This window comes from Rhodococcoides corynebacterioides, assembly GCF_019834675.1.
GTDB classification, from domain to species: Bacteria; Actinomycetota; Actinomycetes; order Mycobacteriales; family Mycobacteriaceae; genus Rhodococcoides; species Rhodococcoides corynebacterioides_A.
Genome location: NZ_JABUBU010000001.1, coordinates 247750 through 274260 on the forward strand (window position 1 = coordinate 247750; position 26511 = coordinate 274260).

Here is a 26511-nt window from a genome sequence, read left to right on the forward strand (position 1 = left end):
CGCGGCAGCTCCGCCGCGGTGCCGACGAGCAGGGGGACACAGTGACGACGAAGCACAAGTGGGTCGAGACCGACATCCCGAACCAGACGGGCCGGACGTTCCTGATCACCGGGGCCAACTCCGGTCTGGGCGCGGAGGCGGCCAAGGCGCTCGGGCGCGCCGGAGCCACCGTGATCCTGGCGTGCCGCACGGTGGCCAAGGCCGAGCCGGTGGCCGCGGAGATCGGGGAGCGGGCGCAGGTGCGTCGTCTCGACCTGGCGGACCTCGCCTCGGTCCGCGAGTTCGCCGAGAACACCGGCGACGTGGACGTGCTGATCAACAACGCCGGCATCATGGCCGTCCCGTTCGGACGGACGGCCGACGGATTCGAGATGCAGTTCGGCACCAACCATCTGGGCCACTTCGCCCTCACGGGCCTGCTGCTCGATCGCGTGAAGGACCGCGTGGTCACCATGAGCAGCTTCGCCCACCAGATTCCGGGGCTGAAGCTGGACGACCTCGACTTCGAGCATCGCAAGTACAACCGCTGGGCGGCCTACGGGCAGTCCAAGCTGGCCAACCTGCTGTTCACGTACGAGCTGGACCGTCGCCTGCGTGCGGCCGGATCCACCGTCACCGCCGCGGCGTCGCACCCCGGGTACTCGAAGACCGAGCTGACCGGTCGGACCGAGTCCTACCAGGACTTCTTCTCGACCATCAGCGACAAGCTCTTCGCGCAGAGCGCGTACATGGGCTCGCTGCCGGCGCTCTTCGCGGCCACGGACCCCTCGGTGACACCGGGTGGGTACTACGGGCCGGACGGCCTGCTCGAGGTGGCCGGCCATCCGAAGAAGGTGGGGTCCAACAAGGCGTCCCGCGACGAGCGGACCGCCCGTGAGCTCTGGGAGAGGTCCGAGAAGCTCACGGGCGTGACCTACACGTTCTAGTCGTCGGTGACGGTGACCGTCGCTCAGTCGTCGGTGACGGTGACCGTCGCTCAGTCGTCGGTGACGGTGACCGTCACGTCGATGTTGCCGCGGGTGGCGTTGCTGTACGGGCACACCTCGTGCGCCTTGTCGGCAAGGGCCTGCGCGGTGTCGTGGTCGAGGTTCGGCAGAGTCACCTCGAGCTCGACGGAGAGCTGGAAACCGCCCGCGTCGTTCGGGCCGATGTTCACCTTGGCGCCGACGGAGGAGTCGGAGACGTCGGCCTTCTGCTGCCCGGCGACCAGGCGGAGCGCCGAGTGGAAGCAGGCCGCGTAGCCGACGGCGAAGAGCTGCTCGGGGTTGGTGCCGTTGCCGGCGCCGCCGAGCTCCTTCGGGGTGGCGAGGTCGACGTCGATGCGTCCGTCGGTGGTGCGGCCGTGGCCGTTGCGGCCGTCGCCGGTGGCCAGGGCTTCTGCGGTGTAGAGCGTCTTCATCGGGATTCCTCCGTCGTGTCGGGGTCGGGGTCGGGCGTGCGAAGCGACGTCGCCACGCGTCGGAGCAGGCGCACGAACTGCGCGCCCTCCTCGGCGGTGAGGCCGGACTGCCGGGCGATGCACTCGGGCACCGGCAGGGCCTGCTCGCGCAGGGCCCGTCCCGCGTCGGTGAGTTGGATGCCGACCCGACGCTCGTCGGCGCTGTCGCGTCGACGCGTGATCAGGCCGAGGCTCTCGATGCGCTTGAGCAGCGGAGACAGGGTGCCGGAGTCGAGGGCCAGGCGGTCGCCGAGCTCCCGGACCGACGCGCCGTCGTGCTCCCAGAGCGCGAGCATCACCACGTACTGCGGGTACGTCAGCCCCATCGGCTCCAGCAGCGGCCGGTAGGCCGCCGTGGTGGCCCGCGATGCCGAGTACAGCGCGAAGCAGAGCTGCTCGTCGAGGGCGAGGACGTCGTTCACACCAACAAAGTAGCGCACAATTCAGTTGTGCACAACCAATTGCGGGAGCCGGCCCCACCCGTCACATCGTGGCGCGCCGCGCGAGCACGAAGGCGTAGAGGCCGTACAGCCCGATCCCGACCCCGGCGAGGACGAGCAGGACCTGCCCGTAGGGCTGCGCACCGAGGGTCTTCACCGCGCCGTCGAGACCCGTGGACTTGGTGGGGTCCGAGGTGAAGACGGCGATGGCGACCAGCAGACCGGCCCCGGCGAGGGCGATTCCCTTCGCGGTGTACCCGGCGATACCGAGCCACGTCACGCCGCGTCCCACGGGCCCGTCGAGGTCGTCGCGGAAGTTCGTCGAGACCCCCTTGTAGACGTGGTAGACGCCCACTCCCACGATCACGGCGGCGGCGATCAGCAGCACGCCCTTGCCCGGCGTCGACTGCATCAGGCGGGCCGTGATGCCCGCGTTCTGTTCCCCGCTCGACCGACCCGATCCGCGGGCGAAGCCGAACGCGGACCACGCGAACGCCAGGTAGACGACGGCCAGTGCCGCCGCCTTCAGGCGATCGCCGGTGTCCGATCCCGACTCGCGCTTCTTGCCGACCACCGCCTCCGTCACGCGCCACAGCGCCAACGCCACGAAGGCGACGACGGCGACCCAGAGTGCCGCGCGCCCACCGGGTTTCGACGCGAGCTCCGCCAGCGCCCCGGACTGGTCGGCATTGCCGCCCTGCCCGAACGCGAGGCGAATGGTGATCCACCCGATCAGCAGGTGCAGGACGCCGCTGACTGCGTGACCGGCGCGCGCCGCGCGCTCGAAGGCCGTGCTGCGCTGCATGCGGGAAAGCGAGGAGGTACCCGAGGCCGTCATTCACCGATCCTTCCACGCGCGGTGCCCGTCGACACCCGTCGTGTACTGTCCGATCCGTGCAGCGAGCATATTTTTGGTTCGACAGGCCGGCCCTCGGGGGCACGGTCGGCGAACTGCTGCGCTGACCCCTTCCCACCCGACGAGCCGGCTGAACCGGCTCGCGCTCGGCGTGTGCGACCCGGTCGTGTCCGGTCCTTCCCCCTGAGGACTCCACCGTGACCGTTCTGCTCGACCAGGCCCCGCGCCTGGCCGCCGTGCCCTTGCCCTCTCCCCGCGATCTGCGCCGCGCCGTTCCGCTGTCGGCGGCCGCGGCCGCCCGCGTCGACGACGCTCGGTCCGCTCTGCGGCGGACCCTGCGCGGTGACGACGACCGCCTCGCGGTCGTGGTCGGCCCGTGCTCCGTGCACGACGTCCCGGCGGCGTTCGAGTACGCCGAGCGGCTCGCCCCGCTGGCGGCGGACCTCGCGGACCACCTGCTGGTGACGATGCGCGTCTACGTCGAGAAGCCGCGCACCACGGTGGGCTGGAAGGGGCTGCTCTCCGACCCCCGGCTGGACGGCTCGCACGATCTGAACGCCGGATTGTCCACCGCCCGTGCGCTGTTCGTCGGGGTGATCGACCGAGGGCTGCCGGTGGCGACCGAGTTCCTCGACCCGATGCTCGCCCCGCACCTGGCGGACCTGGTGAGCTACGGAGCCATCGGCGCCCGTACCGCCGCGAGTCAGATCCATCGGCAGCTGGTCAGCGGACTCCCTATGCCCGTCGGCATCAAGAACGGCACCGACGGTGGCGTGCAGGTGGCCGTCGACGGCGTCCGGTCGGCCTCGGCGCCCCACGTCCATCCGGGGGTCGACGACGACGGTCGGCTGGCCCTCGTCGCCACCGCGGGCAACGCCGACGCCCACGTGATTCTTCGCGGCGGCGCGTCCGGCCCGAACTACGACGCTGCTTCCGTCGCGGACGCGGTGGCACGTCTGGACGCGGTCGGGGCGGCGCCGCGGGTGGTCGTCGACGCCAGCCACGGCAACAGCGCGAGGGATCACCGGCGTCAGCGCGACGTCGTCACCGATCTCGCTCGGCGCATCGCGCGGGGCGACCGCGCCGTCGCGGGCGTGATGATCGAGAGCTTCCTGGTCGAGGGCCGGCAGGACCTGTCGGCCGATCCGTCGGCGATGGTGCGCGGGCAGTCGGTCACGGATGCGTGCCTCGGGTGGGAGCAGACCGAGCGCGCGATGGTGACGTTGGCGGACGCCGTCAGCGCACGCCGTGCGGGCGGAACTGCACGCTGATCCGCGGGCCAATCGGTCTGGTGGACTTGGGCACGCAGTGCTCCCACGTGCGCTGGCAGGAGCCGCCCATCACCACCAGATCACCGTGGCCCAGTGCGCACCGCCGCGACGGTCCGCCGCCGCGGGGGCGCAGCAGGAGGGACCGCGCCGCGCCGAGCGAGAGGATGGCGACCATCGTGTCCTCCGTGGCGCCGCGACCGACGTCGTCGCCGTGCCAGGCCACGCTGTCCCGGCCGTCGCGGTAGAAACACAGCCCCGCCGTGGCGAAGTCCTCGCCGAGCTCGGCGCGATAGTGCCCGTCGAGGGCCGTACGCGCGTCGCGCAGCGCCGAGTGGGGAAGACGGTCCGGATCGGGAAAGAACGAGACCAGGCGGGGCACCTCGACCACCCGGTCGTACATCGGGCGACGTTCCGTGCGCCACGGCACGTCGGCGACCAGCGCGTCGAACACCGCGTCGGACCCGCTCATCCACCCGGGGAGCAGGTCGATCCAGGCGCCGTCGCCGAGGTGCGTGCGGCGGGCACCGGACAGGGACGCGAGGCTCGGCCCCGAGTCGGCGTCGTCGAACAGCGACGCCTGCAGCGCGTACGTCATGCCCGTCAGCGTACGCCTGCCGTCGAACACGTGTTCGTATCCGTCGATTCCGGGGTCCGCGACTGCGGGGAGAGTGCACACTCGGCACATGGTCGAGACCACCCGCATCGCGGACTACGTCGTCGTCGGTGCCGGATCCGCGGGCTGCGTGCTCGCCAACCGGCTGAGCGCAGCATCGGACATCGACGTGGTGCTGCTGGAGGCGGGACCGGAGGACAAGAACAAGTTCGTCCACATCCCCGCCGGGTTCTCCAAGCTGTTCCGGTCGGAAGTGGACTGGAACTACGACACCGAACCCCAGCCCGAGCTGGCCGGCCGACGCATCTTCTGGCCGCGCGGGAAGATGCTGGGCGGCTCGTCGTCGATCAACGCGATGATGTGGGTCCGCGGGTTCGCCGCCGACTACGACGAGTGGGCCGAGGCCGCCGGGCCGGACTGGTCGTTCGAGTCGGTGGTGGAGGTGTTCCGCCGCATCGAGAACATCGAGGGTGCCACGGAGAACGACGAGGGGCGCGGTGGTCCGCTGCACGTCTCGTCGCAACGCAGTCCCCGGTCCATCACCGCCGCCTACCTCGAGGCGGCCGCCGCGCTCGGCCTGTCGACCGAGCGCGCCAATCTGCCCACGCCCAAGGGCATGACGCAGACCATGGTGAACCAGAAGCGCGGCGCGCGGTTCAGTTGCGCGGACGCCTATCTGCGGCCGGCCGCCAGCAGGCGCAACCTCGACGTGATCACCGGGGCGCACGCCACCAGGGTGGTGTTCGACGGTACCCGCGCGGTCGGCGTCGAGTACGAGCGCGAGGGACGCCGGCAGGTCGTGCGGGCGCGCCGGGAGGTCATCCTGTCCGGCGGCGCGGTCAACACCCCCCAACTGCTCATGCTCTCCGGAATCGGGGCGGCGGCGCACCTGCGCGAACACGGCATCGACGTGGTGCGGGACAGTCCCGAGGTGGGGCAGAACCTGCTCGACCACCTGGTCTCGGCCCTGGGATACGGCGTGCAGTCCGACACGCTGTTCGAGGCCGAGAAGGTGCCGCAGCTGGTGAACTACCTGGCTCGCCGCCGCGGCATGCTCACCTCCAACGTGGCCGAGGCCTACGGCTTCGTCCGCAGCCGCGACTCGCTGGACCTGCCGGACCTGGAACTGCTGTTCGCCCCGGCGCCTTTCTTCGACGAGGGGCTCGTGCCCGCGACCGCGCACGCCGCGATCCTCGCGGCCATCCTGCTCAAGCCCGTCTCCCGCGGCACGATCTCCCTCCGGTCCGCGCGTCCGACGGACAAGCCGGTGGTCGATCCGCGCTACCTGTCCGACCCCGACGGCATCGACCGCGCCGCCCTCACGGCGGGGCTGCACCGCTGCGCCGAGATCGCGACCACCGAGCCGCTGCGCTCGCGCCTGGGTGATCTGGTGCGGCCGGTGGTGCGGGACGGCGCGTCGATGGACGACATCGTGCACGAGTCGCTGACCACCATGTCCCACACGCTCTACCACCCCGTCGGCACGTGCCGGATGGGGTCCGACGACGCCTCCGTCGTCGACCCGCGGCTACGGGTGCGGGGAATCGAGGGACTGCGGGTCGCGGACGCGTCGGTGATGCCGTCGATCATCCGCGGTCACACTCACGCCCCGTCGGTGGTGATCGGGGAGAAAGCGTCGGAGTTCGTGCTGTCCGAGCTCGTGCCGTCGCGGTCCCGGTAGGACCCGGGCGTCCGCCCCGTCCACCGCTTGAACGCGCGGCGGAACGCGCTCGGCTCGGAGAACCCGAGCCGGGCGGAGAGTTCCTCGGCGGTCTCGCCGCGTTCGAGCCCGGCGATGGCGGCGTCGCGCAGCACGTCCTCGCGGAGGCGCCCCAGTGAGGTGCCCTCCTGGCGCAGCACGCGCCGCAGATGGGGAACGCTGATCGAGAGCATCGCGGCGATGTCCGCGGTGCTCGTCGCCCGTCCCGACGCCCCGAGGGCGAGCGCGCGGCGCACCACCGCGGACGCCGACGAGCCGTAATCCCGTTCGGAATACAGCAGATTCGGCGATTCGCGGAGATAGTCCTCGAGGTCGGCCTCGTTCCGCACCAGTGGCGACGCGAGCAGCGCCTCGTCGAACTCGAGGGCGCCGACCTCGGCGTCGAACGTCACGTGCACGCCGAAGATGTCGTCGTAGGTGCGCCAGGACGGAAAGGCCGGCTCGGGGAACGGCAGGTGCACCGCGGTGGGCTTGAGGCGCCGGCCGATCAGCCACGCGGAGAAGCGATGCCAGAGGATCAGGAGGAACTCGGCCTGCAGGCGCGTGGCCGCCGCAGCCGCCTCCGGGGACAGGCTCGCCGCGATCATCGGCGTCGTCGGCACCAGTTCGAGCCGCGCCCGGCCGCCGCCGCGCAGCAGCATCAGCCCGGGAACGCCGGGGAAGACCCGCGCGACGTCCACCATGCGCTCCAGCGCCCGCCCGAGGTCCGGACTGTGGATCATGGTCAGGCAGATCACCCGAAAGGTCCCACGCCGCACCGCTTCCGCGCCGAGACCCATCAGCTCGTCGCCCGTCATCTGCCACAGGGCGCGGGTCAGCCGGGTGACCTGGTCCGCCGTGAGCCGGGCGTCGGGCCGGTCGAGCACACGCGGATCGATGTCCGCGGCGCGCAGGCACGAGGTCAGGTCCACCCCGGTCTGGTTGGCCAACAGCACGGGGATGCGGACGAACTCCACCGAGACCGTCGGTGCCGCCGGGTTCTCCATCAGTCCGCCCGGTCGGCCCGTCGCACGGAGGCGAGGCGACGCGCACCGTCCCGCAGCACCTCGTCCTGCTTGCAGAAGGCGAAACGCACCAGGGTGGACCAGGATTCGCGGTGATCGACGAACGCGTCGACCGGTACCCCGACCACCCCGATGCGCTCGGGCAGCGCCCGGCAGAACGCATCGGCGTCCGTCTCGCCCAGGGGTGCGATGTCGGCGCACACGAAATACGTTCCCGCGCTGCGCTTCACCCCGAACCCGGCGTCGGTCAGCGCCGCGGACAGCAGGTCGCGTTTGCGCTGCAGGTCGGTGCGCAGCGACTCCACCCAGGCGCTCTCCTCGGTGAGGGCGTGCGCCACCGCGGGCTGGAACGGCGCACCGCCGACGAAGGTGAGGAACTGCTTGGCCGTCCTGACCGCCGCGATCAGCGGCTCCGGGCCGCACGCCCAGCCCGTCTTCCACCCGGTCGCGTTGAAGGTCTTGGCCGCACTGGAGACCGTGATCGTGCGGTCCGCCATGCCCGGCAGCGTCGCCAGCGGGACGTGCTCGGCGTCGTCGAAGACCAGCCGCTCGTACACCTCGTCGGTGAGCGCGATCAGATCGTGCTCGACGACGACCTCCGCGATCGCCGTGAGCTCGGCGCGCGAGAGCACGGTGCCGGTGGGATTGTGCGGTGAGTTGACGACGATCAGACGGGTCGCCGGGGTGACCGCGGCGCGGAGCGCGTCGACGTCGAGGACGAACCCGTCACCGTCCGGCACCAGCGGCACCGTCCGCCGGGTCGCGCCGGCGAGGGCGACCGCCGCTGCATAGGAGTCGTAGTACGGCTCGATCAGCAGGACGTCGTCACCCGGCTGGACGAGTGCGAGCATCGTGGCGCTGATCGCCTCGGTGGCGCCCACGGTGACCAGCACCTCGGTGTCGGGGTCGAGGTCCTGGCCGTAGCGGCGTCGGCGATCGTCGGCGACGGCGTGGCGCAGCACCGGCATACCCGGTCCCGGCGGGTACTGGTTGAGTCCCGACGCGATGGCCTCGCGCGCCACCTCCAACATGCGCGGGGGGCCGTCGGTGTCGGGGAATCCCTGGCCGAGATTGACGGCGTCGTACCGGCCGGCGAGGGCCGTCATCTCGGCGAAGACGGTGGAGGCGAAGGGGCGCAGGCGGGGGACGGTGCGGGACCGTGCGTCGGTGGTCATGCGTCGTCGCCCCGCTCGAGGAGTTCGGCGGGCAGATCGTGCGGGTCGATGAGCATGCGATCGTTCTCCGCCCCGCGCACCTTCTCGGAGACGTCGAGGTTGCGGCGCAGCAACTGCCATTCCACCGGGTCGATGGCGTCGACGGCGCGGCGCAGGACGCCGCGGTCCCGCGTGCCCCAGGCGATGGGCATGGGGCTGACCAGCTGCCACGTCTCGGCGGTCGACGAGGTGTTGCGGTCGCTCAGCACCGCCACCGACGGCACCCGCTCGCCCTTCGTGAGGGTGTGGCCGGGGAGCGCACGCACGTTCCGGACGACCAGGGCGTAGTGCGGAACCGTCGTCTCGGGTTTCGCGATGTCGACGAGCGCCAGCACCGTCGCGCCGCGCGGCCGCGTCTCGGACACCATCGCGGGGACCAGCGGCCCACGCCGGTAGAGGTCCTCGATGGAACCCACCTTGCGGGGCGCCCACACCGACACCCACAGCGACATCACCGCGGCCACCGCGAGCACGGCGGCGAGGATGTACGCCCAGGGGGAGTGCTGGAGGTAGAGCCAGACCGCGCCGGCCGTGAACAGCAGGCCGACGACGATCGACGACACCCGGAGACGACGGACGTCGCCCAGCGTCTCGTTCACCGCCTTGGCGTGCCCGTGGTCCACCGCAAACTCGAAATGCCGCACTCGATCGCCGTTCCTCGTGTCGTTCGGTCGATCCACGATCCTGCCAGAACGGTCAGATCGCCGGTCCCAGCAAGTCGTCGGCGTCGGTGATCCGGTAGGCGTAGCCCTGCTCGGCGAGGAATCGCTGCCGGTGCGCGGCGTACTCCGCGTCGAGGGTGTCGCGCGAGACCACCGAGTAGAAGTGCGCCTGCCCGCCGTCGTGCTTGGGGCGCAGCAGACGCCCGAGGCGCTGGGCTTCCTCCTGCCGGGACCCGAAGGTGCCGGACACCTGGACCGCGACGGACGCCTCGGGCAGGTCGATGGAGAAGTTGGCCACCTTGCTGACCACGAGCCGACTGATCTCGCCGCGCCGGAACGCATCGAAGAGCACCTCGCGCTCCTTGTTCTTGGTCGACCCCTGGATGACGGGGGCGTCCAGCGCCTCGCCGAGCTCGTCCAACTGGTCGAGGTACGCACCGATCACCAGCGTCGGCGAGTCCTGGTGCTTGTCCAGGATCGACTTCACCACGGCGATCTTGGTGTGCGCGGTGGAGCACAGCTTGTACCGTTCCTCCGGCTCCGCCACGGCGTACGCCATCCTCTCGGCGTCGGTGAGCGTCACCCGCACCTCGACGCAGTCGGCCGGCGCGATCCAGCCCTGCGCCTCGATGTCCTTCCACGGGGCGTCGTACCGCTTGGGTCCGATGAGGGAGAACACGTCGCCCTCGCGCCCGTCCTCGCGGACCAGCGTCGCGGTGAGGCCGAGCCGACGGCGGGACTGCAGGTCGGCCGTCATCCGGAACACCGGCGCGGGCAGCAGGTGCACCTCGTCGTAGATCACCAGGCCCCAGTCGCGCGAGTCGAACAGCTCGAGGTGCTTGTACTCGCCCTTGGTGCGCCGCGTGATGACCTGATACGTCGCGATGGTGACCGGACGGATCTCCTTGCGCTCGCCGGAGTACTCGCCGATCTCCTCCTCGGTCAGCGAGGTCCGTGCGATCAACTCGCGCTTCCACTGCCGACCGGCCACGGTGTTGGTGACCAGGATGAGCGTCGTGGCCTGCGCCTTGGCCATGGCGGCCGCGCCGACCATGGTCTTGCCGGCCCCACAGGGCAGCACCACGACGCCGGACCCGCCGGCCCAGAACGAGTCCGTCGCCATCTGCTGGTAGTCGCGCAGCTCCCAGTGACCGCCGGTGAAGTCCAGGTCGATCGGGTGGGCCTCGCCGTCGACGTACCCGGCGAGGTCCTCGGCGGGCCAGCCCACCTTGAGCAGCATCTGCTTGAGGCGGCCGCGCTCGCTCGGATGGACCAGCACGGTGTCCTCGTCGACCCGCCCGCCGAGCATGGGCGCGATCTTCTTGTGCCGCAGGATCTCCTCGAGCACGGCCCGGTCGAGGCTCACCAGGCACAGCCCGTGCACCGGCGACTTCACCAACTGCAGTCGGCCGTACCGCGCCATCGTGTCGACGACGTCGACCAGCAGCGGCTGCGGCACGGCGTACCGGGAGTGGGTGACCAGGGCGTCGACCACCTGCTCGGCGTCGTGCCCGGCGGCGCGCGCGTTCCACAGCGCGAGCGGGGTGACCCGGTAGGTGTGGACGTGCTCCGGTGCGCGTTCGAGTTCCGCGAACGGGGCGATGGCGGCGCGTGCCTGCGGGGCGAGCTCGTGGTCCACCTCGAGCAGGAGCGTCTTGTCGGACTGGACGATGAGCGGTCCGTCGGTCACTGCTGCACTCTCCTCCCGCGCCGTGACCACGACCGGTCTCGGCGCAACCACTCCATTGTGCCCGTGTCCGGGCGGGCGACGAGGGTGTGACCGATCACCGGTCGACCAGCGCCACCGACGTGATGCGGTGCAGCGTGAACCGACGCATCGTGCCGGCGTCCTCGTCCCAGGCGTCGAGGCGCCCGCCACCCACGCTGACCGGGGCGACGACGCGCTCGCTCGAGACCCCCGCGGCGTCGACGTACCCGATGGTCACCGCCGCGCGGGAGATCGCCGCCCGTTGCAGCAGGGAGATGGTGGCCGCACCGCTCGCGCGGGTGCCGTCGGCCCGGACGCCCTCGCTGCGTCGCGCCGTCGCGGCCTTGGTGCCCGCCCGCATCTCGGCGACGAGACGGCCCCGCTGGTCCGCCGTCGGGACCACCGGGGTGCGGTACGCCGAGCGGTTCCGGCGGACGGGCACGCGCGCGCCGCGGGGACGCAGATCGACGATGGTGCCCGACGAGTCCTCGCCCGCGGGCGCGAAACCGCCGCCGCGCAGTGCCTCGAGCACGTCGCCGAGCGGAGCCTGCGACACCGCCACGGTGGGGGCGAGCGCGCGGAGCGCGAGCGCCTCGGCGGCCGGGGACGCGAGCACCTCCGCGAGCAGGGCGGGGTCCTCGCACCGGACGAACGACGACGCGATGCCGACGCGCAGACGCCCGTGCCGCCGGGCGACGTCGTCGATCAGGTAGGTCAGGGCCTGCGGGACGGGGGTGCGGGACCGCGTCGAGAAGAAGCCGTGCAGCTGCGCGGCGGACATCCCGGCGTCCAACGCGCGGCGCAGCGTGCTCTCGTCGACGCGGTACATCGTGGCGGCGCCGGCGGATTCGATGTCGGCGACCGTGGCCATGGTGTGGGCGAGCTCGGGGGTCAGCGGCCCGGGGGCGACGACGGTGAGGTCCGCTTGGACCAGGACGTGATCGATGGGGTCCGGCAGGGCCGCGGCCATGGCGGCCGCGGCGGCGTCCCGGTCGGCGTCGGCGAGCAGCGCGCGTCCCGGCGACGACACCGCTCCGCGGCCGAGAACGCCGAGGGTCGACGCCTCCTCAAGGTAGCGGGAGACCGCGTGCCGGGTGAGCCGGCCGGCGAGGCGCGGTCGACGCCACGTCGCGGCCCGGACCACGTCGTCGGTGGCGATGGTGACGCCGGGGTCGAGGTCGGCGAGCACACCGAGCACCACCCGTCGATCGCGTGGTGCGGCCACGGACCGGGCCTCGTCGGACAGTGCGGCGATCGGCTTGTCGGTCGCGTCGCGCATACCGATGGACCACGGCAGGCGCGGGAGATCCAGCCACGCCCCGGCCAGCGCCGCCCACCGCGTCGCCGGCGGGGAGGCGAGCCACGCGTCGGCGGCCGACGTGGGCGCCCAGTGATCGTCGGTGTCGGACGCGGGCGACGGCTCGGGAATGCCCGACGCCAGCAGGCCGGCGGCGGACAGCAGTTCCACCAGCAGGGCGGTGCGGGTCTCGTCCAGGTCGCAGGCCTTGGCGACGCGGCGCAGCTCACGGACGCCGAGCCCGCCGGCCTTGAGGGCGGGGGCCGGGGCGCTGCCCAGCGTGGCCAGCACGTTCTCGCACAGCCGCAGCAGCTCGAGCGCCTCGCCCGCGGCGGCCGCGTCCACGTCACGGGGGTTCTGCACGGTCCGCTCGGCGTCCGGCGGGGTCAGCTGCGTCGGGTCCGAGACCGGTTCCCCGCGCAGGACCTGCCCCACCTGCTGCGGGAGCTCGACCGTCTCGTGGTCGACGCGCCCGAGCAGGCCGGCCGTGAGCAGCTGCTGCACCGGGCGGTCCGGCGGGGTGCCCGGTGCGGCGTCCCGCGTGCGCCCGAGGTTGCTCGAGCGGGACAGCGTGGTGAGCAACTCCCGCTTGCGCTCGTCGATCTGCTCGAGCGCGGCGGTGACTGACTCCTCGGTCAGGGTGCGATCGGCCGTCACGAAGCGGCCCACCCGCCACGGCAGGGCGTCCCGCGCGGCGGGCACCGTCTGCAGGTCCGTCGTCCCGCGGATCAGGGCGAGGGTGCGCAGGGTGTCCAGGGCGGCGTCGACCGCCTTCTTGGTGGTCCGCTTGGCCACCAGCGCGTCGAGGCGTCGACGCGGAACCGCCGTGGTGTCGCCCTGCTCGAAGAGCACCAGCTCGAGCACCGTGAGGGTGGGCGTGTCCAGGTCCTCGACCGCCCGCAGCACCGAGGCGCGTTGCTCGGCACGCACGGCGAGGATGTCGAACGTCGCGGGCGGCGGAACCGTGAGGTCGGGGCGCAGGCGTAGCAGCTCGCCCAGCTCGGCGTCGCTGCGCGCGGCCAGCCAGTCCGCGAGCGTGGGCGGGTCGCCGGAATCGGTGCTCATCGTCGTCGAGCGTAGATCGTGGGGGCGACACGCCCGGCCGGGGCCGGTCCGTCGCCGGGCGGGAGTGACCGGGTCGTTACCCACGCCGCGGTCGGTCGATGCCAGAATGAGGTATGGCGAAGAACGAGAAGAAGCGGTACATCGATCCGGGCTGGCCGCAGGGCGCCGGCGACGACGACCACGCGGTCACGGAACTGACCTCGGCCCGCGCGGGCAATCTCTCTCCCTACGGCGAGGAGATCGAGTTCCCGCTGCCGCCGGAGTCGCTGCCCTACGCGCATCCGCACACCGTCATCAACCGCTGAGTTCCCGCTCCACCGACACACTGCTCGACCACGACGAAGGCCCCCCACCTGTCGGTGGGGGGCCTTCGCGGTGTTCGGGCTGCGATCAGCGCGGCAGCAGGCTCTGGTTGGCGGCCAGGAAGGACGCCACCTGCGGATCGGCGGCGGCGGAGCGCACGAACTCGATCACGTTGGGGTCGTCGGTGATGGTGCGCACCACGTCGGTCAGGCCCTGCAGCGCCTGCTCGGTGGAGGGGACGCTGGTCAGGTCGGGCAGCGCGGGTGCCGGGGCGGGCGCCGACTGTGCCGGTGCGTCGCGCTGCGTCGGCGCGCTCGACAGGCCGAGCTTGGAAGAGCAGGACGGCCAGGCGCCCCAGCCCTGCGACTCGAGGACGCGCTCGGCGACGACGATCTGCTGCTCGCGCGAGGCCTGGTTGGCGGTGGCAGCGAACTCGCCGCCGCCGTGTCCGGTCCAGGTGCTCGGGGAGAACTGCAGCCCGCCCTGGAAGCCGTTGCCGGTGTTGATGCCCCAGTTGCCGCCCGCCTCGCACTGCGCGAGACGGTCCCAGTCGGAGTCGGGTGCCGCGGTGGCGGTGCCGCTGAAGGCGATGCCGGCGGTGCCGACCAGTGCGCCGGTGACGGCGACCTTGGCGACGGTCTTGCCCGTGGTGCTCGGCTTGCGGTGACGTCCCATGTCTGTTGTTTCCTCTCCACACGCGCCTGCGAGGTCAGCTGTCGGATTCGGGCTGAGAGGTAGCCCGGCCTCGCGTCGTTCCCGGCTTGGAACGGACGAGGCTTCACCCCGAGGCCGTGCCGCTCCCGGTGGGGTGCGGCGGCGGCCGGTCATCTACGAAGGACGTGTGGGTCCCCCGCCCTCGTCCCTGGACGGTCTGCGGACGTACGTTCGAAATCCCGCGGGACGAGGTTTGGCGCGGCGGGTCGAACGGGCCGTGGTTGTTCCGGCCGAAGGGGACACTATTACGAAACGGGCGGTGATGTCACCGTTCCATAACGTCCGCTGGTCGGCGCGTCGGCGCACCCTTGTGAGGAGTGGGTACGGGTTCCTGCAGATGAGAGCGCACGGGGGCGTCGACACCCGTCTCGTCATCGGTCCGTGACCGACTCGTGATGTGAGGGAAGTCACAGAACTTGAGCAGCAGGGCGACCACGACGATCACGAGGACCCCGGTGGTCGGGTACACCGTCTGGAACGCGACGGCCTCGAGCCGGGACGACGGCGGCAACATGAACGTGCCGATGGCGTACACGTCGTCCGGAGCGACCCAGAACCAGGCGATCTGGGGCAGCGCGGCGACGGCCGGCAGCAGCCACGCGAGCGGCGAGGTCGCGCGCAGGGCCACGTCCAGGCAGACCACGAACAACGGCAGCAGCCACACCCAGTGATGACCCCAGGAGAACGGTGAGACCAGCGGGGCCGTCAGGCCGCAGACGATCAGGCCCAGCAGAGGCAGGCCGCGCCGGTGCGCGGCCGCGGCGACGAGCAGCCCCGCGACGCCGACGACGCCCGCCACCAGGATCCACAGGAGGGTGCTGGGCTCGGCGAGCCCGAACCAGCGCGGCACCGACGCCCGCAGGGACTGGTTGGCGCCGGACGTGATGTCCCCGATGCGCGAGGAGTCGGAGATCGCGCCGAACCAGTACTGCGCCGCGTCCGAGAACAGCACGACGAATCCGACGGCGACGGTCGCGGCGGCGGTGGCCGCCGCCGTGGCGAGGGCCCGCCACTGGCGGGTCAGCGCGAGGTGGACCAGGAACAGGCCCGGGGTCATCTTGATGCCGGTCGCGATGCCCACCCCGATGCCGCGCAGCCGGCTGCGCTCGCCGCGGCCGAGATCGAAGAGGACCAGGGCCAGCAGGACCAGGTTGATCTGTCCCAGCCAGATGGTCATGCGGACCGGCTCGAGCCAGGTGACGATCACCGTGAGGGCGGCGCTGACCACGCGCAGGCTGCGATCGTCGCGGAAGCCGAGGTGCATCCAGCAGTACCGGACGATCAGGTAGATCAACGCGAGGTTGCCGAGCCAGAAGATCAGGTGCGTCGTCGCCTCCGAGACCAGGCCGAGCGGAGCGAAGACGACGGCGGCGAACGGCGGGTAGGTGAAGGGGAGTTCACCGATCAGGTCGTACGCGTACAGCGGCTCCGACGTCCACACGGTGGCGCCGCCGGCGCGGTAGACCAGCGCGTCGATGCCGAACCGGAAGAGGCCGAACTTGGGCACGTCGAACGGGATCAGACGATCGTGCGCGATCACGGCGACGACCGCCCCGACAAGGGTCGCCGCGACGAAGAGTCGATGTGATTCGAAGGTACGGATCGACGAAGACTTCGGTATCACGCACAGCACTCTAGACCGTACGTGCGGGTTTCTCGCGCAGCGCGACGGCGCGGCCGACCCCGTCCTCACCTACCCGACGCGACCCTTCTCGTACCCCGGTCCGGGCCGCACCGCGCCCGGCCCGTACACGTCGGCGTTGACGATGTCTTTTCCCAGCGGCATGAGCGAGACCGGGATCAGCTTGAGGTTCGCCAGTGCCAGCGGGATGCCGACGATGGTGATCGCCATCGCGACGGCGGTGACGACGTGCCCGATCGCGAGCCAGATGCCGGCCACGAGAAACCAGACGACGTTGCCGATCACCGACGCGACCCCCGCCGTCGGGCGATCCACCACCGTGCGGCCGAACGGCCAGAGGGCGTACGCACCGATGCGGAACGCGGCCAGGCCGAACGGGATGGTGACGATCAGGATGCAGCAGACGATGCCGGCCAGGAAGTATCCGATCGCGAGCCAGAGCCCGCCGAAGATCAGCCAGATGACGTTCAGCAGCAGTCGCATTCGTCCAGTATGCCGGTCTGCGAGCGCGTCGGTCGGCGTGTCACGGGGCGCGCCGGGGGGGGCGTCTCAGCGGGCGCGACGACCGGAGCGCAGCGCGTGCACCACGCCCAGCAGCAGTCCCAGAGGGCACAGCATCGCGGCGAGGTAGAGCCAGATGCCGGGGGATACGTCCGACACCAGCATGATCACGAACATCGACGCGATCGCGAGGACACCGAGGCCGAAGCTGGTCAGCGCGGCGAGGAGCAACGGGGGAGTACGGGTCGGTGCGGTCACGCGGCAGAGCGTAGTCGGGGCCGGAGTACCATGATCCGCAGTCGCGTCTTCCCGCCGACCCCGGTCGGCGCGTGAGGCGCGCTTTGTCGTTGCGCAGCAGCGCACGACCACACGGAACACGACGAGACGAACGGGTGACAGCGGTGCCGACCGGCAAGGTGAAGTGGTACGACGTCGACAAGGGCTTCGGCTTCCTCGCGCAGGACGAGGGCGAGGACGTCTACGTCCGTGCGTCCGCGCTGCCGGCGGGTGTGGAGTCCCTCAAGGCCGGCCAGCGCGTGGAGTTCGGCATGGCCGCCGGGCGGCGCGGACCGCAGGCGCTCTCGCTCACGGTGCTCGATCCCACCCCGTCGCTGCGTCAGAACGCCGCGGCCGCGGCCCGCAAGGACGCCGCCGCCAAGCGGCACTCGCCCGACGAGCTGCACGGCATGGTCGAGGACATGATCACCCTGCTCGAGGCGACGGTGCAGCCGGAGCTGCGCAAGGGCCGCTACCCGGACCGCAAGACCGCCCAGAAGATCTCCGAGGTGGTCCGCGCGGTCGCCCGCGAGCTGGACAGCTGAGCTAGTCGCTCGCGCCCTCGGGTGTGGTCGCGATCGACCAGATCGCGTGGCTGACGATCTCCTCCTGGTTGGTGTCGACGTCGATCACGCCCGACGGCAGACGCACCTCGACGCCCACCAGGTCGAGTCCGTCGCGGGTGGGCTCGACCGTGAGCGTGTTCCGCGTGCCCGGGGCGAAGTAGTCGTCGACCTCGCCGGCCTCGCCGGTCTCGGGGTTCTGATAGACCGCGGCGAAGCCCCAGGGGCTCTCCGAGATCTCCCCGGGCAGGGACAGCTGCAGTGGGTGCCCCTCGCGGACCGGGAGGACGGCCGTGGTGCCCTCGTACTCGCACAGCGGTTCCTGCACGGGGCAGTACCGGAACGGCTCCACCTCGGCGAACCGTCCGTCGGCGAACGCCGAGACGCGCGGGACCCGGTCCGGCGCGTCCACGATCGCGCGGCCGACGACTACCACGAAGGCGACGCCGACCACCGCGACCAGGGCGCCGAGGAGCAGAAGCAGACGTCGCGAGCCGCGGCCGGTCATCGCGCCACGCCGTCGTCGGACGTCGGGCGGGTGTCGGACGTCGGGCGCGGGTCGGACGTCGGGTGGACGTCGGGATGCGCCACCTCCTGACGCGCGCGCACGGGCCGGTTGCCGCCGAATCCGGGGAGCATCGACGTCCCGCGGTGGGTCAGAAGTGTCTGCACGAGCCCGATCGTAAGGATCACCGCGACCACGGTGAAACCGAACCGGTACTCGGTGGGCAGCAGCACACCCAGCGTGCCGCCGAGCACCCAGCTCAGCTGCAGCACCGTCTCGCTCCGCCCGAAGCCCGACGCGATCGACTCGGGCGGCAGATCGTTCTGCAGCGAGGCGTCGAGGGAGACCTTGGCCAGGGCGCTCGCGCCCGCGGCGACGAGGGCCGCGACGGCGGCGGTCGCGAGACCGTCGAGGATCGCCGCGAGCACGGCGACGGCGGCGACCGCCGCGGTGCAGCGCACCACCAGCACCGACGGCCGACCCAGCTGCACGCGCGCGCCCGCAGCGTTGCCGGCGAAGTTGCCGAGGCCCGCCGCGGCGCCGACCAGCGCCAGCATGAGGGCCTGCTGCAGGGGCTCGTGCTCGGTCTTGGACTTGGCGACGAAGGCGATGTACAGCGTGAGGAACCCGGTGAGCACCCGGATGGTGCCGTTGCCCCACAGTCCCGTCAGGACGTCGCGCCCCAGCGGTTGCCGACGCTTCGACGGCGCGGGCTCCACCCCGATCACGTCGGTGCTCGCCTCCGCGTGATAGCCGAGAGTGGCGGGCACCTCGCCCTCGGTGACCTCGACCCAGGACGGAATCCGCATGGCGAGCCACGCGCCGAACAGCGTCAGCGCGAACGTGAACCACAGGGCGCCCGCCGACCCGAGCGCGAAGGCGATGGCCCCGGCCACCGCACCGGCGGTGATGGTGCCGCCCACGAGCCCGAAGACGGTCAGGCGGGAGTTGACCCGCACCAGGTCGATGTCCGGCGGCAGCACGCGCGGCGTGACCGCCGACTTGAGCACCGAGAAGGACTTGCTGAGCACCATCATCCCGAGGGCGGCCGGGTAGAGCAGCCAGGAGTCGAACTCGAACACCAGCACCACCGCGAGCACGGCACGCACGGCGAACGACGTGCTCAGCGCGATGCGCCGTCCCCGTTGCAGTCGGTCGAGCAGGGGCCCGATGAGCGGCGCGATCACGGCGAACGGCGCGATCGTGATGAGCAGGTAGAGGGCCACCTTGGTCTTGTCCTCGCCGGTGGCGGCGGAGAAGAACAGCGTGTTGGCCAGCGCGACGGCCATGGCCGCGTCGCACGCGAAGTTCACCATGGTGGCGTAGGTCAGCGCCGTCAGGCCGGACTTGTCGGCGCCGTCGGCGGTCGCGGCCCGACGGAAGGTGGCGATGCCCTTGCCGGTGATCTCCCGACTGCGCAGCGCGGCCACCCGGGTGACCGTGAGCTTGCGCGGCATCGTCGGGCGCTTGGGGCCGGCCGTGCTCTCCTGCCGGGTCTCGCCGCCGACGGGATGCAGGGGCGGCAGCGGAGTCCGCCGCGCGCCGCGAGGTGTCCGCGGCTCGGCGGGCGAGTAGTTGTCCCACCCGGGATGTCGCTCCGGGTTCTGCGGGTGGTCACCGCCCTGGCCTGTCACGGGTGCCATTGTCCTACATCCGAACGCCGACTCCGCGTCAGCCGTCGGTGGGGACGAACTGCACCTCGAACAGAGTCGGCCAGAGCTTCCCGGTCACCAGGAAGCGGTCCGTGCCGTCGATCGCGGCGATCCCGTTGAGCACGTCCACCGGGACGCTCGGATCGAGAGAGGCACGCAGCGGCGCGGCGTCGACGACGGCCGTCACCGCGCCCGACGCCGGGTCGATGCGGACGATCTCGTCGGTCTGCCACCGGTTGGCCCAGATGCCGTCGGACGTGCACTCGAGCTCGTTCAGCGCGGCGACGGGCTCCCCGCCCGCGGTGACCGACCGGGTGGACCGGACGTCGAAGGTGTCGGGGTCACGCACGGTCAGGGTGTCCGATCCGTCGCTGGTGATCAGGGCGTCGTCGGTGGCGCAGATGCCCCACCCCTCGCCGTCGTAGGTCACCCGGCGTCGCTCGACGAGTGTGTCCGGGTCGCGGACCACGGCGATGCCGTCGCGCCACGTCAACTGCCAGACGGTGTCGCGGGAGCGGGTGATGCCCTCGCCGAACAGGGGAGCGGGCAGGTCCTCGCGGGCGAGGACGGCGCCGGTGGTGCGGTCGGTCGCCGTGATGCGCGACTGCCCCGACCGGCCCGTTCCCTCGAGCAGCCGATCGCCGTCGAGTTCGAGACCCTGGGTGAACGCCGTCGGGTCGTGCGGGACGGTGGCGACGACGCGGACCTCGAAGCGGGGCGCCGCCTCGGTCGGCACCTCGGTCGGGGCGCCCGCCGAACTCGCGGGCGAACACCCGGTGGCGCCCACCACACCCACCAAGAGGACACCGACCACGGAGGGGAGAACGCCCCGAACCCCCGCCCCTCGAGCACCGCTGCCGGACCGCATCGGTCCATCCAAGCAGTGATGCTGCAAAATGGTCGACGTGACTGCTCCGTCCGTGACCGAGATCCGCCCGCTGCTCGCCGACGCGGTCGACGTGGCGCGCGCCGCCGCGGTCGACGCCGGCGAGGGCCCCGTGGGAGCGCACCTCGGAGTGGAGGGTGTCGACGCCGACGCCGCGATCCACCGCTTCGCGGCCGACCTGCCGGGGTACGGCGGGTGGCAGTGGGCCGTCGTCGTGGCCGCCCCGGCCGACGCGGAGGCGGTCACGGTCAGCGAACTCGCGTTGCTCCCCGGGCCCGACGCTGTGGTGGCACCCACCTGGGTCCCGTGGGACGAGCGCATCCGCCCCGGCGATCTGTCGCCGGGAGATCTCCTCCCGCCGCGGCACGACGACGTGCGCCTGGTTCCGGGCTACCGCGCCACCGGCGACCCCGCGCTCGACGACGTCGCGCTCGAGCTCGGGCTCGGCCGCCCACAGGTGATGAGCCGCGAGGGTCGCCTCGAGACCGCCGAGCGGTGGGCCGAGAGCGACTTCGGCCCCGAGGCGCCGATGGCCCGGTCGGCCCCCGCCCACTGCGGCACGTGCGGCTTCTATCTGCTGCTGCAGGGGTCGATCGGCGCTGCGTTCGGGGTGTGCGGCAACGAGCTCTCGGCGGACGGCCGCGTGGTCCACGCCGGCTACGGCTGCGGCGCCCACTCGGACACCGAGATGCCCACCGGCGCAGGCTCGCCCGCGTTCGAGGCCTACGACGACGGGGCGTTGGACGTCACGCCGACGGCGGATTCGACTCCCGCGGAGTGACCGACCCGTTCGGCACGGCCGCGCTGCGTCGCGCCGTGCTGGACGCGTGGGCGTCGTCGCCCACCCGCCTGATCGAGGACGCCGCGGTCGAACGTGACCTGGTGGTGGGCGGCTACCGGGACCGGGTGGTCACCGAGCTCGTGCAGAACGCGGCCGACGCCGCGCGGCGGGCGGGAGTGCCCGGCGCGGTGGACGTCCGCGCCGAGGGATCGTCGGTGCACTGCGCGAACGTCGGTGCGCCCCTGACGGTCTCGGGAGTCCGCGCGCTCTGTTCCCTGCGGGCGTCCGACAAGGGCGGCGGCGACGTCGGTCGCTACGGCACCGGGTTCACCGCGGTGCGGGCGGTGACCGAACGGGTGGAGGTGCGCTCGACCGGCGGCTCCATCGTGTTCGACGCCGAATCGACCCGAACGGCGCTCCGCGAGAACGGGATCGACGTGTCGGTTCTCGCGGACCGCGGCCTCGACGTTCCCCTGTTCCGGCTGCCGTGGCCGATCGATCGGCCGCCGGCACCCGGGTGGGACACCGAGATCGTCCTGCACGACGTCGCCGACGTCGAGGCCGTCCTCGGGTCCGCCGAGGACGACGCGGTCGACCTGCTCCTCGCGCTGCCCGCCCTGGACCGCATCACGGTGCGCGACAAAGTTTCACGACGGACGCAGACGGACGGGCCGGGTGCCTGGACCACCGTGACGATCGGGACGCGGTCGTTCCTGCGCGGGGCCGCGCCGCACGCCACGTGGTACCTGCCGCTCCGCGGGGCCGCGGCGAGTGTCACCGACGGCCGTGTTACCGACGGCCGTGTCACCCACGTCGACCCCGTCGACACCGACGTCCTCCGCGCCCCCACCCGCTCCGACGAGGCGCTGACGCTGCCCGCCGTCGTCGTGGCGGACGTCCCCCTGCAGCCCGATCGGCGGCGCGTCCTTCCCGGCGCCGACCTGACGCCGTTGGCGGAGGGGTACGGCGACCTGGTGGCCGACCTGCCGCCCGCCGTGCGCCCGCTCGCGGTGCCGCGGCCGGGCGTCCCGGCGTCCGTCGTCGACGCCGACCTGCGGGACGCGCTCACCGCCGATCTGGCCGCGACCGCGTGGGTCCCCGGGGTGGACGGGCGCGCGCACGCGCCGCGCTCGGCGACCGTCGTCGAGCGCCTGACCGACCAGCTCGCCGCCCTCCTCGACGACGTCGTGCCCGGTCTGGTCGACCCCGCCGCGTCCGAGGGCGCGGCCGCGCGCACGCTGGCGCGTCTCGGGGCCCGCGTCCTGCGCCCGGCCGAGGTGGTCGACGCGCTGTCCGGTCTGGACCGCCCGCCCGCCTGGTGGCGCTCGGTGTACGAGGCCTTCGACGCGCTGCTGCCCGGCAGCGACGTGGCGGAGTGCGCCGCGATCCCGGTGCCTCTCACCGACGGTCGGACGGTCACCGGTCCCCGCACCGTCGTGGTGGCCGAGGAGCGCGTCGGCCCGGTGAGCTGGGCGCGCGTCGTGCATCCGGACGCGGTTCACCCTCTGCTGCAGCGTCTCGGCGCGACGGTGGCCCGTCCCGCCGACCTGCTGGCGGACCCGGCGCTCTCCGATCGGCTCACCGATCCCGACGGCGTTCCCGACGCCCTGGTGGACGAGGTGCTCGCCGTCGCGGCCCTCGTGCCGGCGGACACGTCCGTCCCCGGCCTCGGTGAGCTGCCGCTCCGCGACGCCGACGGCGAGGAGCGGGCCGCCGACGAGGTGCTGCTCCCCGACGCCCCCGTCCTGGCGGTGCTGGCCGAGGACCATCCGTTCGGCGTCGTGGACGCGGCCCTGGTCGCGCGGCACGGCGAGCACGCCCTGCGGGTGGTGGGGGTCGGCGCCACCTTCGGCATCGTCGTCGACGACGCGCCGCTGGGACCGGACCACGATCTCGACGACGAGGACGCCTGGTGGGACTCCGTGGACGGCGAGCCCGCCGACGTGCGGGCCGTCCGGGATCTCGAATGGGTCGATCCGCGGCGGTGGCCCGACGCGCTGGACCTGCTGGTCGCGGACCCGACGCTCGCGGCGCTCCTCGCGGACCGGGACGGCTACACCGCGTGGTGGCTGCGTCGGCACGCCGCGCTCGGCGGAACGGCGCCGGGTCTGCTGCGCCGCCCGGACGACGACACCTTCGACGGTGTCCTCGACGTCGCCCCGCCGCTGCGCGCGGCGGCGATTCCCGCCCTGTGGGCCCGCGACCGCGTCGACGACGCCGAGACGACCCGCGCGCTGCTCGCGGGACTGGCGGATCCGGCGCGGACCGTGCGACCCGGCGCCGTGCTGCGGACCTACGCCGCGCTCGGTGCGGCCGTCGCCGACGGCCGCGTCGACGTGCGGGACGTCGACCCGCCCGCCGACGTGCGCACGCTCTCCGGCCGCGTCGTCCCCGCCGACGACGTGACGGTGCTCGGCGGACCGGCATGGATCGCCGTCGTACCGCCCGAGCGCGCCGTCCCCGGCGGCGCGCATCCCGACGCGGTGGCGGATCTGCTCGACGTCGACACCACCGACGCGGTCACGGTCACCGTGCGGGGCGCGGGAGTGCCGACCGTCGTCGCCGACGATCCGCTGCTCGCGGCCTACGCCGCGGCTTTGTCGGCCGTCTCGACCCTGCCGGTTCCGGACGAGGTGACCGTCCACGACGATCTCGTCGTCGACGCGTCGGGAGTGGGGGAGCGGCGGGTGCCGTTCTGGATCGACACCGACGGCCGTGTCCACCTGACGGGACCCCGCCGATGATCGACGACGCCGTGCTGACCTGGCTGGTCGCGCACCGCACCCCGTGGCTCACCGACGTCATGACCGTCGTCACCACGGTCGGCAACACCGTGGGCGTCGCCGTCCTCACCGTGATCCTGGCGGCGATCGCGTGGCGGCGGGGGGAGCGCCGGGCGGCCCTGGCCACCCTGGCGGTGATGCTGCTCGGCTGGGGACTGATGAACGGGGTCAAGTACGCGGTGCGCCGCGCCCGACCGCCCGTTCCCGAACGGCTGGTCGACCTGTCGACCTGGTCGTTCCCGTCCGGCCACGCCATGATGTCGGCGATGGCCGCCGCCGTCGTCATCGTGCTGGTCACTCGCGGACTGCTCGGCGAGCGGGCCCGGAAACGAGGAAGAGCAGCGGCCGCCGTGGTCACGGCGGCAACGCTGCTCATCGGATTCTCGCGCCTCTACCTCGGCGCCCACTGGTGCACGGACGTGCTGGCCGGATGGGCGCTCGGGGCGCTGTGGGGGACTCTCGCCCTCCGTCGTGCTCTCAGCGACGCTGTGTGATCGAGCGTCAGCGACGCTGTGTGATCGAGCGTCAGCGACGCTGTGTGATCGAGCGTCAGCGACGCTGTGCGATGACGAGGAGCTCGTCCCGCATCGAGGGGCTGCCGACCGTGTTGGCGCGGGCGTAGAGATCGCGGAGCGCGCGGACGTGGCGACGGCGGTTGAGGAACGTTTCGATGTACTTCACTTCTGCTGACCTCATGGCTCTTGATTCGTGTGTGACGGTGTCGATCCGCTGGTCGGACCGATAAGTCCATTCTGACCGTTCCCGGCACGTTACTCAAGGTAAGAAGGGGTGAGTTCGCGCACGTCAGAGCCATTTTCGGGGGTGCCCGCGGTCACATGATCGCGGTCACACGGGCGGCGGAACCAGCCCCTTCTGCGCGGTCCGGGCGCCTCGCCGAGCCGCCCGCCGCTGCAGGGTGAACAGTCCGAAACCGAGCGCGCCCAACGCTGTTCCCGCCCATGCGGTGGGAGCGATCGACCAGTCGGCCACGGTGGCGGCCACCGCCGCCGCGGCGAAGACCGCGGTGCCGCCGCCGATCACGGGTGCGGGGTCGGTCCACCGGGTCGGCATCGCGGGCGGCGGAGCGAGGCGCTCGGCTGGTCGCTCGGCTGGTACTGGCACGGCGGTCACGCTACCCGTGTCCTAGTCTGCTCCTCATGTCTCGAGCGACCTCCTTCGTGGATTCGTACTTCAAGATCACGGCCCGGGGATCGTCGCTCTCGGCCGAGGTGCGCGGCGGCGTCGTCACGTTCGTGGCCATGGCGTACATCGTGGTGCTGAATCCGCTGATCCTCGGCAGTTTCTCGCCGGACGACGCGGCCGCGAAGACCGACGTGCTGGGCAACATTCTCCCGGTCCCGCAGGTCGCCGCGGTGACCGCGCTGGTCGCCGGCGTCATGAGCATCCTGTTCGGCGTCGTCGCCAACTACCCGTTCGCCATCGCCGCCGGTCTCGGCATCAACACCCTGCTGGCCGTCACCATCGCGCCGCAGGTCACGTGGCCCGAGGCGATGGGCCTGGTGGTCATCGACGGCATCATCATCGTGATCCTGGCGCTGACGGGCTTCCGCACCGCGGTCTTCGAGGCCATCCCGCGCGAGCTGAAGGCCGCGATCGCCGCGGGCATCGGCGCGTTCATCGCGCTGATCGGCCTGGTCGACGCGGGGTTCGTACGGCGCATTCCCGACGCCGCGGGGACCACGGTGCCGGTGGGTCTGGGTATCGACGGGTCCATCGCGTCGTGGCCGACCGTGACGTTCGTGTTCGGCCTCCTGCTCATGGGAATCCTGGTGGCGCGCAAGGTGCGCGGTGGTCTGCTGATCGGCATCGTCGTCACCACGGTGGTCGCGGCGATCGTCGAGGCCGTCACCGACACCGGGGCGTCGCAGGGCGTGAACCCCAAGGGGTGGAACCTCAGCGTGCCGCAGCTGCCGGACGTGGTGCTCGACCTGCCGGACCTGTCCCTGGTCGGCGACGTCGACCTCGTCGGGGCGTTCACGCGCATCGGGGTGCTCGCCGCCAGCCTGCTGGTCTTCACCCTCGTGCTCGCCAACTTCTTCGACGCGATGGGCACCATGACCGGGCTCGGCAAGGAAGCCGGTCTGACGGACGCCGACGGCACCCTGCCGGGCGTCGGGAAGGCCCTCGTCGTCGAGGGCGTGGGCGCCGTCGCGGGCGGCGCCGGGTCGGCGTCGTCGAACACCGTCTTCGTCGAATCCGCGTCCGGCATCGCCGAGGGTGCGCGCACCGGACTGGCGAACGTCGTCACCGGCGTGCTGTTCCTCGCGGCGATGTTCCTGACCCCGCTGTACTCGGTGGTGCCGATCGAGGCGGCCGCTCCCGCGCTGGTCGTGGTGGGCGCGTTGATGATCGGTCAGGTCGCCGACATCGACTTCACGCGTTTCCACGTCGCGCTGCCGGCGTTCCTCACGATCGTCGTCATGCCGTTCACCTACTCGATCGCCAACGGCATCGGCGTCGGCTTCGTCACCTGGGTCGTGCTGGCGATCGGGCGCGGGAAAATCCGGTCCGTGCATCCGCTGATGGCGGTGGTCGCGGTGCTGTTCGTGCTCTACTTCGCCGTCGGCCCGATCCGCGACGCCCTCGCCTGATTCGT

General features: G+C 72.1%; 27 protein-coding genes and 1 riboswitch. Of the genes, 9 read left to right on the forward strand and 18 right to left on the reverse strand.

Annotation, left to right across the window (positions count from 1 at the left end; genetic code table 11):
- The first annotated feature begins 41 nt into the window (after positions 1-41).
- The gene (locus HQ603_RS01155; RefSeq protein WP_222682557.1) at positions 42-926 is read left to right on the forward strand and encodes an oxidoreductase; all 885 of its coding nucleotides are present in this window, start codon (positions 42-44) and stop codon (positions 924-926) included.
- A 50-nt stretch (positions 927-976) separates the two neighbouring features.
- Here HQ603_RS01155 and HQ603_RS01160 read toward each other — a convergent pair whose 3' ends face one another.
- The 3 genes from HQ603_RS01160 to HQ603_RS01170 form a co-directional block, all read right to left on the reverse strand.
- Entirely contained in the window at positions 977-1399 is a 423-nt protein-coding gene (locus HQ603_RS01160) for an organic hydroperoxide resistance protein (RefSeq protein WP_222682558.1), read from the reverse strand.
- Positions 1396-1860 carry a MarR family winged helix-turn-helix transcriptional regulator gene (locus HQ603_RS01165; protein ID WP_222682559.1) on the reverse strand — a complete coding sequence of 155 codons (465 nt, stop codon included), beginning with the start codon at positions 1858-1860 and terminating at the stop codon, positions 1396-1398. Before HQ603_RS01165 ends, HQ603_RS01160 begins: the two co-directional genes overlap by 4 nt.
- Positions 1861-1921: 61 nt before the next feature.
- Positions 1922-2716, reverse strand: a complete 795-nt coding sequence (locus HQ603_RS01170) for a DUF1206 domain-containing protein (RefSeq protein WP_222682560.1) — start codon at positions 2714-2716, stop codon at positions 1922-1924.
- 215 nt (positions 2717-2931) lie between these two features.
- Here HQ603_RS01170 and HQ603_RS01175 point away from each other — a divergent pair, with 215 nt between their 5' ends.
- Positions 2932-4005 carry a 3-deoxy-7-phosphoheptulonate synthase gene (locus HQ603_RS01175; RefSeq protein WP_308126297.1) on the forward strand — a complete coding sequence of 358 codons (1074 nt, stop codon included), beginning with the start codon at positions 2932-2934 and terminating at the stop codon, positions 4003-4005.
- On the opposite strand, the gene HQ603_RS01180 is transcribed toward HQ603_RS01175, so the two are convergent.
- Complete coding sequence (locus tag HQ603_RS01180; RefSeq protein ID WP_222682561.1) at positions 3971-4600, reverse strand: alpha-ketoglutarate-dependent dioxygenase AlkB; 630 nt, start codon at positions 4598-4600, stop codon at positions 3971-3973. The two genes, HQ603_RS01175 and HQ603_RS01180, sit on opposite strands and share 35 nt — an antisense overlap.
- 88 nt (positions 4601-4688) lie before the next feature.
- Here HQ603_RS01180 and HQ603_RS01185 point away from each other — a divergent pair, with 88 nt between their 5' ends.
- On the forward strand, positions 4689-6299 hold the full coding sequence (locus HQ603_RS01185; RefSeq protein WP_222682562.1) for a GMC family oxidoreductase: 1611 nt from the start codon (positions 4689-4691) through the stop codon (positions 6297-6299).
- Here HQ603_RS01185 and HQ603_RS01190 read toward each other — a convergent pair.
- From HQ603_RS01190 to HQ603_RS01210, 5 genes are all read right to left on the reverse strand, one after another.
- Positions 6221-7324, reverse strand: a complete 1104-nt coding sequence (locus HQ603_RS01190) for an AraC family transcriptional regulator (RefSeq protein ID WP_222682563.1) — start codon at positions 7322-7324, stop codon at positions 6221-6223. The two genes, HQ603_RS01185 and HQ603_RS01190, sit on opposite strands and share 79 nt — an antisense overlap.
- Complete coding sequence (locus HQ603_RS01195) at positions 7324-8517, reverse strand: pyridoxal phosphate-dependent aminotransferase (protein WP_222682564.1); 1194 nt, start codon at positions 8515-8517, stop codon at positions 7324-7326. The genes HQ603_RS01190 and HQ603_RS01195 overlap by 1 nt, the downstream gene beginning before the upstream one ends.
- Positions 8514-9200: a DUF3239 domain-containing protein gene (locus HQ603_RS01200; RefSeq protein WP_222682565.1), complete on the reverse strand. Its 687-nt coding sequence runs from the start codon at positions 9198-9200 to the stop codon at positions 8514-8516. The genes HQ603_RS01195 and HQ603_RS01200 overlap by 4 nt, the downstream gene beginning before the upstream one ends.
- Positions 9201-9252: 52 nt before the next feature.
- Positions 9253-10908, reverse strand: coding sequence for a DNA repair helicase XPB (locus HQ603_RS01205; RefSeq protein WP_222682566.1), 1656 nt, complete (start codon positions 10906-10908; stop codon positions 9253-9255).
- 94 nt (positions 10909-11002) lie between these two features.
- Positions 11003-13288: a helicase-associated domain-containing protein gene (locus HQ603_RS01210; protein WP_222682567.1), complete on the reverse strand. Its 2286-nt coding sequence runs from the start codon at positions 13286-13288 to the stop codon at positions 11003-11005.
- Between the two features lie 113 nt (positions 13289-13401).
- On the opposite strand from HQ603_RS01210, the gene HQ603_RS01215 reads away from it, so the two are divergent.
- Positions 13402-13593, forward strand: coding sequence for a hypothetical protein (locus tag HQ603_RS01215; protein ID WP_222682568.1), 192 nt, complete (start codon positions 13402-13404; stop codon positions 13591-13593).
- 85 nt (positions 13594-13678) lie between these two features.
- Here HQ603_RS01215 and HQ603_RS01220 read toward each other — a convergent pair whose 3' ends face one another.
- From HQ603_RS01220 to HQ603_RS01235, 4 genes are all read right to left on the reverse strand, one after another.
- Positions 13679-14266 carry a transglycosylase family protein gene (locus HQ603_RS01220; protein WP_222682569.1) on the reverse strand — a complete coding sequence of 196 codons (588 nt, stop codon included), beginning with the start codon at positions 14264-14266 and terminating at the stop codon, positions 13679-13681.
- Positions 14267-14273: 7 nt separating this feature from the next.
- Positions 14274-14477, reverse strand: a riboswitch (cyclic di-AMP (ydaO/yuaA leader).
- A 93-nt stretch (positions 14478-14570) separates the two neighbouring features.
- Positions 14571-15845, reverse strand: coding sequence for a glycosyltransferase 87 family protein (locus tag HQ603_RS01225; RefSeq protein ID WP_222682570.1), 1275 nt, complete (start codon positions 15843-15845; stop codon positions 14571-14573).
- 153 nt (positions 15846-15998) lie between these two features.
- Positions 15999-16430, reverse strand: coding sequence for a YccF domain-containing protein (locus HQ603_RS01230; protein WP_222682571.1), 432 nt, complete (start codon positions 16428-16430; stop codon positions 15999-16001).
- A 66-nt stretch (positions 16431-16496) separates the two neighbouring features.
- Positions 16497-16706, reverse strand: a complete 210-nt coding sequence (locus HQ603_RS01235) for a hypothetical protein (RefSeq protein WP_308126298.1) — start codon at positions 16704-16706, stop codon at positions 16497-16499.
- Positions 16707-16849: 143 nt separating this feature from the next.
- Between HQ603_RS01235 and HQ603_RS01240 the strand changes: the two genes are divergently transcribed.
- A complete protein-coding gene (locus tag HQ603_RS01240) occupies positions 16850-17269 on the forward strand; it encodes a cold-shock protein (RefSeq protein ID WP_222683155.1) in 420 nt (139 codons plus the stop codon).
- Between the two features lies 1 nt (position 17270).
- Here the strand turns inward: HQ603_RS01240 and HQ603_RS01245 are convergent, their stop codons facing one another.
- Genes HQ603_RS01245 through HQ603_RS01255 form a run of 3 tightly spaced genes read right to left on the reverse strand, consistent with a single transcriptional unit; the run spans position 17271 to position 20312 of the window.
- Positions 17271-17795: a DUF2771 family protein gene (locus HQ603_RS01245; protein WP_222682572.1), complete on the reverse strand. Its 525-nt coding sequence runs from the start codon at positions 17793-17795 to the stop codon at positions 17271-17273.
- Positions 17792-19435 carry an MFS transporter gene (locus tag HQ603_RS01250; protein WP_222682573.1) on the reverse strand — a complete coding sequence of 548 codons (1644 nt, stop codon included), beginning with the start codon at positions 19433-19435 and terminating at the stop codon, positions 17792-17794. Before HQ603_RS01250 ends, HQ603_RS01245 begins: the two co-directional genes overlap by 4 nt.
- Before the next feature lie 28 nt (positions 19436-19463).
- Positions 19464-20312 carry a glutaminyl-peptide cyclotransferase gene (locus tag HQ603_RS01255; RefSeq protein WP_222682574.1) on the reverse strand — a complete coding sequence of 283 codons (849 nt, stop codon included), beginning with the start codon at positions 20310-20312 and terminating at the stop codon, positions 19464-19466.
- A gap of 28 nt (positions 20313-20340) precedes the next feature.
- Here HQ603_RS01255 and HQ603_RS01260 point away from each other — a divergent pair, with 28 nt between their 5' ends.
- The 3 genes from HQ603_RS01260 to HQ603_RS01270 are packed head-to-tail and all read left to right on the forward strand — an operon-like array spanning position 20341 to position 24388.
- On the forward strand, positions 20341-21111 hold the full coding sequence (locus tag HQ603_RS01260) for a DUF3027 domain-containing protein (RefSeq protein ID WP_222682575.1): 771 nt from the start codon (positions 20341-20343) through the stop codon (positions 21109-21111).
- A complete protein-coding gene (locus HQ603_RS01265) occupies positions 21108-23855 on the forward strand; it encodes a sacsin N-terminal ATP-binding-like domain-containing protein (RefSeq protein WP_222682576.1) in 2748 nt (915 codons plus the stop codon). The genes HQ603_RS01260 and HQ603_RS01265 overlap by 4 nt, the downstream gene beginning before the upstream one ends.
- The gene (locus HQ603_RS01270; RefSeq protein ID WP_222683158.1) at positions 23855-24388 is read left to right on the forward strand and encodes a phosphatase PAP2 family protein; all 534 of its coding nucleotides are present in this window, start codon (positions 23855-23857) and stop codon (positions 24386-24388) included. The genes HQ603_RS01265 and HQ603_RS01270 overlap by 1 nt, the downstream gene beginning before the upstream one ends.
- A gap of 55 nt (positions 24389-24443) precedes the next feature.
- On the opposite strand, the gene HQ603_RS01275 is transcribed toward HQ603_RS01270, so the two are convergent.
- Entirely contained in the window at positions 24444-24590 is a 147-nt protein-coding gene (locus HQ603_RS01275; protein ID WP_222682577.1) for a hypothetical protein, read from the reverse strand.
- A 150-nt stretch (positions 24591-24740) separates the two neighbouring features.
- The gene (locus HQ603_RS01280) at positions 24741-25016 is read right to left on the reverse strand and encodes a DUF2530 domain-containing protein (protein ID WP_371830948.1); all 276 of its coding nucleotides are present in this window, start codon (positions 25014-25016) and stop codon (positions 24741-24743) included.
- Positions 25017-25051: 35 nt separating this feature from the next.
- On the opposite strand from HQ603_RS01280, the gene HQ603_RS01285 reads away from it, so the two are divergent.
- On the forward strand, positions 25052-26506 hold the full coding sequence (locus HQ603_RS01285; protein ID WP_222682578.1) for an NCS2 family permease: 1455 nt from the start codon (positions 25052-25054) through the stop codon (positions 26504-26506).
- The last annotated feature ends 5 nt before the right edge of the window (positions 26507-26511 follow it).